Annotated in this window: 8 protein-coding genes; 3 read left to right on the top strand and 5 right to left on the bottom strand. The window is 70.4% G+C overall.

Features of this window, described 5'->3' with window-relative positions:
• Nucleotides 1-84 precede the first annotated feature (84 nt).
• Both AC3ERS_RS27495 and AC3ERS_RS27490 read left to right on the top strand, forming a co-directional pair.
• Nucleotides 85-1464 carry an FAD-binding oxidoreductase gene (locus tag AC3ERS_RS27495; protein ID WP_431970984.1) on the top strand — a complete coding sequence of 460 codons (1380 nt, stop codon included), beginning with the start codon at nucleotides 85-87 and terminating at the stop codon, nucleotides 1462-1464.
• Nucleotides 1461-2639: an acyl-CoA dehydrogenase family protein gene (locus tag AC3ERS_RS27490; RefSeq protein WP_431970983.1), complete on the top strand. Its 1179-nt coding sequence runs from the start codon at nucleotides 1461-1463 to the stop codon at nucleotides 2637-2639. The genes AC3ERS_RS27495 and AC3ERS_RS27490 overlap by 4 nt, the downstream gene beginning before the upstream one ends.
• Before the next feature lie 25 nt (nucleotides 2640-2664).
• Here AC3ERS_RS27490 and AC3ERS_RS27485 read toward each other — a convergent pair whose 3' ends face one another.
• The 4 genes from AC3ERS_RS27485 to AC3ERS_RS27470 all read right to left on the bottom strand — a co-directional run bounded on the left by AC3ERS_RS27485 (nucleotide 2665) and on the right by AC3ERS_RS27470 (nucleotide 6228).
• Nucleotides 2665-3456, bottom strand: a complete 792-nt coding sequence (locus AC3ERS_RS27485) for a class I SAM-dependent methyltransferase (RefSeq protein WP_431970982.1) — start codon at nucleotides 3454-3456, stop codon at nucleotides 2665-2667.
• A gap of 108 nt (nucleotides 3457-3564) precedes the next feature.
• The gene (locus AC3ERS_RS27480; RefSeq protein WP_488186864.1) at nucleotides 3565-3801 is read right to left on the bottom strand and encodes an excalibur calcium-binding domain-containing protein; all 237 of its coding nucleotides are present in this window, start codon (nucleotides 3799-3801) and stop codon (nucleotides 3565-3567) included.
• Between the two features lie 105 nt (nucleotides 3802-3906).
• Nucleotides 3907-5526, bottom strand: a complete 1620-nt coding sequence (locus tag AC3ERS_RS27475) for an ABC-F family ATP-binding cassette domain-containing protein (protein WP_431970980.1) — start codon at nucleotides 5524-5526, stop codon at nucleotides 3907-3909.
• Nucleotides 5527-5727: 201 nt separating this feature from the next.
• Entirely contained in the window at nucleotides 5728-6228 is a 501-nt protein-coding gene (locus AC3ERS_RS27470; protein WP_431970979.1) for a winged helix-turn-helix transcriptional regulator, read from the bottom strand.
• An 81-nt stretch (nucleotides 6229-6309) separates the two neighbouring features.
• Between AC3ERS_RS27470 and AC3ERS_RS27465 the strand changes: the two genes are divergently transcribed.
• Complete coding sequence (locus AC3ERS_RS27465; protein WP_431970978.1) at nucleotides 6310-6750, top strand: nuclear transport factor 2 family protein; 441 nt, start codon at nucleotides 6310-6312, stop codon at nucleotides 6748-6750.
• A gap of 170 nt (nucleotides 6751-6920) precedes the next feature.
• On the opposite strand, the gene AC3ERS_RS27460 is transcribed toward AC3ERS_RS27465, so the two are convergent.
• Nucleotides 6921-8885 (bottom strand): CocE/NonD family hydrolase, encoded by a 1965-nt coding sequence (locus AC3ERS_RS27460; protein WP_431970994.1) that lies wholly within the window; start codon nucleotides 8883-8885, stop codon nucleotides 6921-6923.
• Between the last annotated feature and the right edge of the window lie 151 nt (nucleotides 8886-9036).

The raw sequence follows: 9036 nt of genomic DNA, 5'->3' as shown, positions 1-9036 counted from the left end.
CCCGGCCCCGCCCCCCCCCCCCGGTACGGCGGACTTCGTCTCCGGGGACGGCTACGGCCGCACAACCTCGTCGGAGGCGAGCCGATGACCGACTTCACGAGTCTCGACCGCTTGGACGCGGGAACGGTGCGCTACCCCGGCGACGACGGCTTCGCGGCGGCGAGCGTCCCGTTCAACAAGCGGTACGCCGACATTCGGCCGCGCGCGGTGCTGTCGGTGCGCGACGCCGCCGACGTCGCGCGGGCCATCCGGTGGGCGCGCGACGCCGAGGTGCCGCTGGTGGCCCGCGGCGGCGGGCACAGCTACGCCGGGCATTCGGTCGGCACCGGGCTGGTGCTCGACCTGCGCGGCCTCGGCGGTGTGCGGGTCGACGCGGCGAACGGGCTGGTGACCGTCGGCGGCGGCGCCACCAACGGCGCGGTGTACGCCGCGCTACAGGAGCACGATCTAGCTGTGCCGCTGGGCAATTCGAATCAGGTCGGGATCGGCGGGCTGGTGCTCGGCGGCGGCGTGGCCGCGGTGTCGCGCGCGTTCGGGCTCACCGCGGACGCGCTGGTGCAGACCGAGATCGTGCTGGCCGACGGCAGCACGCTGCGCTGCGACGCGCGCGAGAACGCCGACCTGTTCTGGGCCTGCCGCGGTGGCGGCGGCGGAAACCTCGGGGTGAACACGTCGTTCACATTCCAGGCTCGGCCCACCGTGTCCAGCTCGACCTGCCTGCTGCTGTGGGAATGGCGCGACGCGCGGCGCGTGCTGGCGGTCATGCAGGAGATCATGGCGGCCGCGCCCGACGAGTTCGCGGCGCGTATCGGCGCGAGCCGTTCGGGCGACAACCCGGGCGTGGTCTCGGTGATCGGCCAACACCTCGGTCCCGCGTCGGAATTGCGCGAACTGCTGGAACCGGCGCTCGCTGCCGCCACGCCGCGGCGAGTCGACATCGCCGATCGCGACTACTGGCAGGCCAAGGATTTCCTGCACCACGAGACCTCGGGCGACCCCTTCGCGGTGCGCACCCGGTGCACGCCGAAACCGCTGACCGAGGCGGGGATCGACGTCGTGATCGACGCCATCGATCGCTGGCCCGGCAGCGCCAACCCGGACGGCGCGGGCGTCGCGCTGTTCACCTGGGGCGGCGCGATCAACCGAATCCCCGTCGGCGACACCGCCTTCCCGCACCGCGACACGCTGTTCCTGGTCTCCATGGACACCTCGTGGAGCGAGACCGACTCGGCGCAGACGGTGTGGTGCAACCTCGAATGGCTCGACGGGCTCTACGAGGAGATGGGCGGCTACGCCACCGACGCCGCCTACGTGAACTTCACCGACCCCGCCCTCACCGACTTGTCCGCCTACTACGGACCCAACCACCACCGCCTGGCGCGGCTCGAGCACCGGTACGACCCGGACGGCTTCTTCCGTTTCCCCCAGGCGATCACCCCGCTCAGCAAGGAGATCCGCGGATGACACTCGTCGATGAACCCCGCACCACCCCGCTCGGCTCCGGCGCCGAGATCCTGGCCCGCGCCCAGGCGCTGGCGCCGCAGCTGCGCGAGCGCGCCGAGGAGATCGAGGCCGCGCGCAGGCTGCCCGCCGACATCGTCGAGCTGCTGCGCGACGCGGGCGTCTTCCGCATGGCGTTCGCGCGCGGCTGGGGCGGCCCCGAACTGACCTCGATCGAGCAGACCGAGGTGGTCGAGGCGCTGGCCTACGGCGACGCCTCGGTCGGCTGGTGCGCCATGATCGGCTCCGACACCGGCCTGTACGCCCGGTTCCTCGATGAGCCGGTCGCCAAAGAGATGTTCCCGAGCCTGGACATGGTGACCGCGGGCCTGCTGTTCCCGACCGGCCGCGCCGAGCGCGTCCCCGGCGGCTTCCGGCTCAGCGGCCGCTGGCAGTTCGGCAGCGGCATCACCCACGCCGACTGGGTGGTGTCGGGCGCGTTCGTCGTTCGCGACGGCGAGCCCGAACGCGACGCCTCGGGCGCACCGGATTCGCGACTGTTCATGGTGCCGCGCGCGCAGGTGGAGGTCATCGACACCTGGCACACCACGGGCCTGGCGGGCAGCGGCAGCTGCGATTACCGCATCGCCGAGGTGTTCGTCCCGGAGGAGCACACGCTCGAGTTCGCTTCCGTGCGACACGGTTTCGGCCCGCTCGGCCAGCCCGAGGTGCACATGCGCAACATGCCCGCGGTCCCGTTGGGCGTCGCGCGCGCCGCGCTGGACTACGCGCGCGCCGAATCCGCCGCCAAGGCAGACGATTACCGCGTCCAGGTGACCATCGCCGAATGCGAGGCCGACCTGCACGCCGCCCGCTCCGGCGTCTACACGGCGCTGCGGCGCCAGTGGGAAATCCTCGGCGCGGGAGGCACGCTCGACGAGCTGACTCCGACCGAGCGCGCCGCGCTGCCCCTCTCCCGACTGCACGCCTTCCGCACCGCCCGCACCATCGTCGGCCGCCTCTACGACCTGCGCCAGACGGCCGCCATTTACCGGCCCTCGCCGCTGGACCGCTGGCTGCGCGACACCAACACCATGTGCCAGCACATCGTCGCTCAGGACCGCATTCTCCAGTCCGCGGGCGCGTACCTGATGGGCGGCACGCCGTCGTTCAAGCTCTGCCTCGGGCTGGTCGGCTGAACGCCGTCCGCCCCGGGTGCGAGCGTCAGTCCGTCGGGCGTCGCACGAGGATGTCGAGACGAACGAAGGTCTGGTCGTAGGTGCCATCCGGGCGGAGGAGCTCGTCGGTGGCCCCGACAAGCTCCTCGACCAGCCGGTGGGCGTCGGACGGATCGGCCTGCCGGGTGAGCACGGCGGACGCCGTCGTGCGCAGCATGTCGGCGAGCTGGGCGCGGGTGAACGGGCGCAGCTGGGCGACCGTGCGCACGCCGTCGCCGGGGATGTCGAATCCGGTGGCTCGCAGTATGTCGAACACGGTGCCCGCGTCCGGGTACGGCTCGGGCGGGCGCAGTCCGTTGGCGGCGGCGATCCGCTCGAACACCGCCGCCAGACCCGCCAGGTTCCCGGCGCCGCCGGATTCCGAGTGATACCAGCCGCCGGGACGCAGCGTGCGATATACCGCGCCGAACACCGCCGGATAGTCGGCGACCGGGAGCCAGTGCAGCATCGATCGACTGACCACCAGATCGGCCACGCCCGCCTCCAGGCACCGATCGAACTCGGTGGCCGGGGCACGCACGAACTCCAGATTCGGCGCCGAGTACCGGTCCGCGGCCGAGAGCATGGACGGATCCTGATCGACCCCGATCACCCGGCCGCGCGGCGCCAGCTCCGCGAGCGCGGCCGTGAACTCACCGCTGCCGCAGCCGAGGTCGACCACGGTGTCCGCGTCCTCGGGCCGGACCCGCGCCAGGAACCAGTCGTCCACCGCGCGATGGTGCGCGGCGGCCTCCGCGTACTCCAGGCCGGGGAAGCGCGGCCGTCGATCGTCCGCCATCCACCGATCCTACGACCGGAGGCTCGGCGAGACCCCTCCCTCGCGGCCGTTCGCGCGGTCCGCGAGCCCGCGGTGACCTCGAGCTCCCGGCCCGCCGGGGCGCGGAGATCAACGCTGCGGTTCGCAGGCGATGCCGTCGCCGTCGCGGTCCAGGTGCTCGGCGTAACCCGGGTCGCCCTTGTGGAGAGGAGCCTTGCCCGCCGCGCGGACCTCGGTGCAGTTCTTGTAGTACGGCTCCGATTGGGCCGTTCCCGCGGCGGCGGAGCCCAGCGCGACCAGAGCGGCGGCGGCGAAGATCGTGGTGGCGAGGCGTCGGGCGAACTGCACCGGGTCGACCCCCTTCATCCCAGGGCGGACCGCGGAAGCGTCTGCCCGACAGTACTTTTCGTCTCCAATCGGACGACCCGCACATTTTGCCAGCCGAAAGCCGGCGCGCGCAAGACGCCCACGTCAGACCGCCGGGCCGACGTCCGGCGCGTCCTCGTCGGCGATCCGGTCGGCGTCGGCCAACCCGTCCTCGGTGAGTTCGAGCCGCCGGGTCACCCCGATGTCGTCGAGGAAACGCGGGTCGTGGCTCACCACGATCAGCGCGCCCTCGAATCCGGCCAGCGCCTGGGTCAGATGGTGCAGGCTGGGCAGATCGAGGTTGTTGGTCGGCTCGTCGAGGAGCAACAGTCTCGGCGCGGGATCGGCCAGCAGCAGCATGGCGAGCGCGGCGCGCAATCGCTCACCACCCGACAGCGCCCCCGCCGCGACGTCGGCGTCGCCGCCGCGAAACAGGAAGCGCGCCAAGCGGGAACGGACCTGCAACGGCGTCGCGTGCGGCGCGGCGGCGGACACGTTCTCGAACACCGAGCGACTCTCGTCGAACAGGTCGAGCCGTTGCGGCAGCATCCGCCACGTCACCGAAGGCGGTGCCGCCGCGATCCGGCGCAGCAGCGTCGATTTCCCGATCCCGTTGCGTCCGGTCAGCGCGATCCGCTCCGGCCCCGAGATTCGCAGCGTCACCGTCGGCCCGCAGGCCAGCGTCACCTCGTCCAGCGCGAGCACCTCCTGCCCCGGGTAGAGCCGGGTGCCGGGCAGGTCGATGCGGATCTCCTTGTCGTCGCGGACGAGTTCCGCCGCCTGCTGGAGCTGTTCCTTGGCGGTGTCCAACCGTTCGATGTGGGTGTTGCGCAGCTTGCCCGCCGACACCTGCGCCGCGCGCTTGCGCGCTCCGGCCAGGATCTTCGGCATGTTGTCGGCCTGTTTCTTGCCGTAGCGCTGCCTGCGGTCGAGTTTGATCCGCGTCTCGGCCAGTTCCTGTGTCTGCCTTCGCACGTCGTTGCGCGCCTCCCGCACCGCCGACCGCGCCGCCTGTTGTTCGGCCTCGACGATGCGCTCGTACTCGCCGAAGTTCCCGCCGAAAAGCCGCAGCTCGCCCGCGCGCAGCTCCGCGATCGCAGTCATCCGTTCGAGCAGTTCACGATCATGGCTGACCGTGATCACCGTCCCGGAGAACTGCCCGATCACCTCGTAGAGGCGTTCGCGCGCCACGTGATCCAGGTTGTTGGTCGGCTCGTCGAGCAACAGCACGTCGGGTTCGGCGAGCAACTCGGCCACCAGCCCGAGCAGCACGGTCTCGCCGCCGGACAGGGTGTCCAGACGACGGTCGAGCCCCTCGACCGAATCCGCGACGTAGTGCAGACCCAGCCGGCCGAGCAGTGCGACGGCTCGCTCCTCGACATCCCAAGCGGCGCCGACGGTCTCGAAGTCGCGCTCGTCGCCGTCACCGGATTCGATGCGGTGCAGGGCCTTTCGCACTCGGTCGATGCCGAGCACGGCGTCGACCCGCTGACCGTCCGCCAGCCCGAGATCCTGGCGGAGGTAGCCGAGATGTCCGGTCACCGCCACCGATCCGCGGGCGGGCGCGAGCTCCCCCGCGATCAGGCGCAGCAGGGTGGATTTCCCGGCGCCGTTGACGCCGACCACGCCGATGTGCGCGGCCGGGAACACCGCGCCGAGTCCTTCGAACACCGGAGTGCCGTCCGGCCAGGAGAACGTGAGATCGGAAAGAGAAAGAAAGGTCATGCGGAACCCCTGAGGTTGCGACGGAACGCGGCGCGCGTACGCGGGCCGCCCGGAAGCGAAACCTCAAGAAATCAACACATGCTCCGATCGACGGGGACAAGACCGTTCCAGGTTAGACACAGACCGGGCGATCGTGCCAGTGCAATTTCGCTCACACCCGCGACGCCGGGCGCCCCGCGGGCCACCCGCCCGATCGGCGAATCACTCGGCGGCCCCGATGAAATCACCCACCAGCATCGTCCCCTGGCCCCGCCGCGCACCGGGGCCCGGCTGCCAGCTCACCGTCTCGGCCGTGAGCGGTTCGCCGCATTCCTCGCACACCACCACACCCGAGGCATGCTGCCCGCACGGGCGGTGAACAGAGATCACCGGCGGCCCTTCCGGTCCCGCGCTCCACTTGTCCCCCCAGGCGATCAGCGTGGCCAGCACGGGATAGAGATCGCGCCCCTTGTCGGTGAGCAGATACTCCCGCCGCACCGGATTCGTCTGGTAGACCCGCGATTCGACGATGCCGTGCGCCCGCAGCGTCTCCAGGCGGGCGGCGAGCACGTTCGAGGCGATGCCGAGATCGCGCCGGAGGTCCTCGAAGCGCGTCATCCCGACGAACAGGTCGCGCAGGATCAGCGGGGTCCACCGCTCCCCCACCGCGTCGAGCGTGCGGGCGATCGAGCAGACGATCTCGGATAGGTCAGCCTTGGCCACCCCGTCATTCTAGTCCGTTGCAAAAAACAAGTGACTTGATTACGTTGGCTACCGGACAACCGAACGGAAGGGTGCGTGGACATGCCGGATGTGGTGGATCAGTTCTGTGCGGCGACCGAGACCGCCGATATCGACGCGCTGATGGAGACGCTCGCCCCGGACGCCGAGCTGCACTCGCCGATCTCGGGCGCCCTAGTCTTCCGCGGACACGACGACCTGCGCGTCCTGCTCACGGTGGTCTACCGCGGCATATCCGGACTGCGCTGGACCGCGCGGCTCGGCGACGGCGCGCACCGGGTGCTGCTGGCCGAGGCGAAGGTCGGACCGTTCCGGATGACCGAGGCCATGGTCCTCGAACTCGCCGAGGACGGCCGCATCCGCAGGCTCGATCCGCACCTGCGCCCCTGGCTCGCACTGAGCTTCCTGGCAGCGAAGCTCGGCCCCGGCCTGCTTTGCCACCCCGGATTGATGCGCCGGGCGCGGGCCGCCCAGCCGCCCGCCGCGGTCGGCGCGACAGCCTGAGGCGCGCCGCCGGAGCGCGGGCAGGAGGTTCGCCGAACAGGCGCAGCCGGACACAGTCCGTCCTCAGCCCGCGCATAGCCGGAGCGACGGCCGAAGGTACGCACGATCGACACCGCCGGACGGAATCCGTCGACAGACCGCGCATGGCCGGAGCGAAGGCGGAGGTACGCCTAGAGCGGCCGATCGGTGGGCAGGTTGACGAAGCTGGGCGCGTTCGGATCGATGCTCAGATACTGGGGCTTGAGCTCGGTGTTGTTGAGCATCGGCCGGAACGGGAGTCCTTTCGGCGAGTTGCCCGCGAAGACGGCGACCCGCAGCCGGTGGCCCGGCTGCAGGACCGCCTGGGTGGGAATGACGGCGATATCGAGCGCGACCGGTTCACCGGGCACCACCTGGAGCATGCTGTCCAGGGTGATCGGGTTGAACGGCGCGGTGTAGTCGCCGGAGGGCGAGCGGGTGCTCTTGGCCTCGTCGACGGCCCGCATCGAGGCGGTCAACTGGCCGGTGGACAGGACCACCGAGGTACCGTCGGGCGCGACGTCGTTGACGGTGACGCTCCAGTAGCCGTCGGTGGCGTCGTGCACCGTGTTGAGGTGCACGTTGATCGGCCCAGAGATCACGGTCGGCTCGGCGACGGCCGCGCTGGTGAAGGTGAGGGCGTTGCGTTCGGCGATCCTGGCGTCCTTGGTGCACATGTCCAGGAACGACGTGAGGCCCGCCGAGGCCTGGGCGGTGTCGCGAGAGCAGATCGTGGTGAGACCCGGCGCGACGGTGAGCACGTCCGCCCCGGCGGGGCTGGTCGACGTCAGTGAGCCGTCGTGCACCACGTCCTCGGCGGCGCCGCTGGCCTGCGCCGACAGGTAGACGCGGCGATGCACGATACCCGGCTGCGGAAAGCCTCCCAAGGTGATCCAGCCGCCGCCCTGCTCCCACATCACGATCGGGCCGTATCCGTCGATGCCGTTGTCGATGTCCTTGAGCCACCTGTCGAACCACGCGCGCTGCAAGACGTCCAGCCGGGCCGGGGCGCCGGGCACACCGGTTCCCGCGCCGGGATTGGCGTGATAAGTGTTGCCGACGACGAGCTTCTTCTGGTTGTCGGGCAGTGGCATCGCGTTGAACAGGTTGGTGGCGCTGTTGGCGAAGATGTCGTGCCAGCCGCCGTAGACGAAGGCCGGGACGTTCACCCGCTCCGGATGGCCGAGGATGCCCTGCCGGAACGGGCTGTCGGCGTCGAGCGCGTCGGCCAGCGCCGGTGGGACGCGATCCAGCGACGGCGTCAGCAGTGCCTGGGCGAGCAGATCGAAGTTGGTGGTCGGGTCCGACATTCGCTCGTGGAACCACGCCCAGTCGAACGTGCCCTCGAGCATCGAGGACACGTCGGGGATCAGCTTGAGCTGATTGACGTTGCTGAGCCACAGCGGCAGGAAGGTGGTGCCGATGCCGCCGCCCGGCGCGACCACGTCGCGCATCAGATCGCTGCCCGGTTCCACCGGGAAGATCGCCTTCAGCGGCGCAGGCGCGTCCTCGGCGGCCCGCAACTGGTTGATGCCCGCGTAGGACCCGCCGCTCATCGCGACCTTGCCGTCGGACCAGGGTTGGGTGGCGGCCCAGTCGATCACCTCGCGGGTGTCGAGCTGTTCGCGGGCGCCGAGGGTGTCCCAGGCGCCCTGCGAGAAACCGGTGCCGCGGACGTCGACCACGACGAGGTTGTAGCCGCTGCGGATGAGATTGCGATCGATGCCGAGCACGGTCTGCACCGTCCCGCCGTCGAACGCGTGCAGCAGATCGGCGAATCCGGTGATCGGCGTGCCCGAGACGTTGACCCGCCGCGCCAGGTCCACCGTGAGCTGCTGCATGCGAGGCACTGCCAGCGCCGAATCGATCAGGTTCGTCATGAGCTTGGTGTAGGGGGTCAGGTTCACGATCGTCGGCAGTGGCCGCGTCTCCACCGGGCCGCCGGTCTGCGCGGGACGGTAGACGTTGGCCTTGAGGACGACGCCGTCGCTCATCTGAATGGGAACGTCCCACTGGATGTTCACGTCGGAGTACGGCTGCGGGCCGTCGTGTAGTGCGGTCCACTGCTCGGTGAGAGCGGTCAGATCCGGCGGCTGCTCGCGGGACGGGTGGTACATCCCGATGACGGTCACCGCTAGCACGACCGCGACCGCGCCCACCAAAGACCTGATCATCGAACCCGACAGCGCACTCGGCTGCAGTGTCCTGGCCACCCTGCCCTCTCCATCATCACCGGTCACTCGACAACGACCGAGACGATAGCAATTC

It is taken from the genome of Nocardia sp. bgisy134 (genome assembly GCF_057708325.1).
This window is presented reverse-complemented; position numbering and strand designations above follow the sequence as displayed.

Coding starts and splice junctions, on each gene's coding strand:
- AC3ERS_RS27490 (WP_431970983.1), top strand. CDS start 1,461: ATGACACTCGTCGATGAACCCCGCACCACCCCGCTCGGCTCCGGCGCC.
- AC3ERS_RS27460 (WP_431970994.1), bottom strand. CDS start 8,885: ATGTACCACCCGTCCCGCGAGCAGCCGCCGGATCTGACCGCTCTCACC.
- AC3ERS_RS27465 (WP_431970978.1), top strand. CDS start 6,310: ATGCCGGATGTGGTGGATCAGTTCTGTGCGGCGACCGAGACCGCCGAT.
- AC3ERS_RS27475 (WP_431970980.1), bottom strand. CDS start 5,526: ATGACCTTTCTTTCTCTTTCCGATCTCACGTTCTCCTGGCCGGACGGC.
- AC3ERS_RS27480 (WP_488186864.1), bottom strand. CDS start 3,801: ATGAAGGGGGTCGACCCGGTGCAGTTCGCCCGACGCCTCGCCACCACG.
- AC3ERS_RS27485 (WP_431970982.1), bottom strand. CDS start 3,456: ATGGCGGACGATCGACGGCCGCGCTTCCCCGGCCTGGAGTACGCGGAG.
- AC3ERS_RS27495 (WP_431970984.1), top strand. CDS start 85: ATGACCGACTTCACGAGTCTCGACCGCTTGGACGCGGGAACGGTGCGC.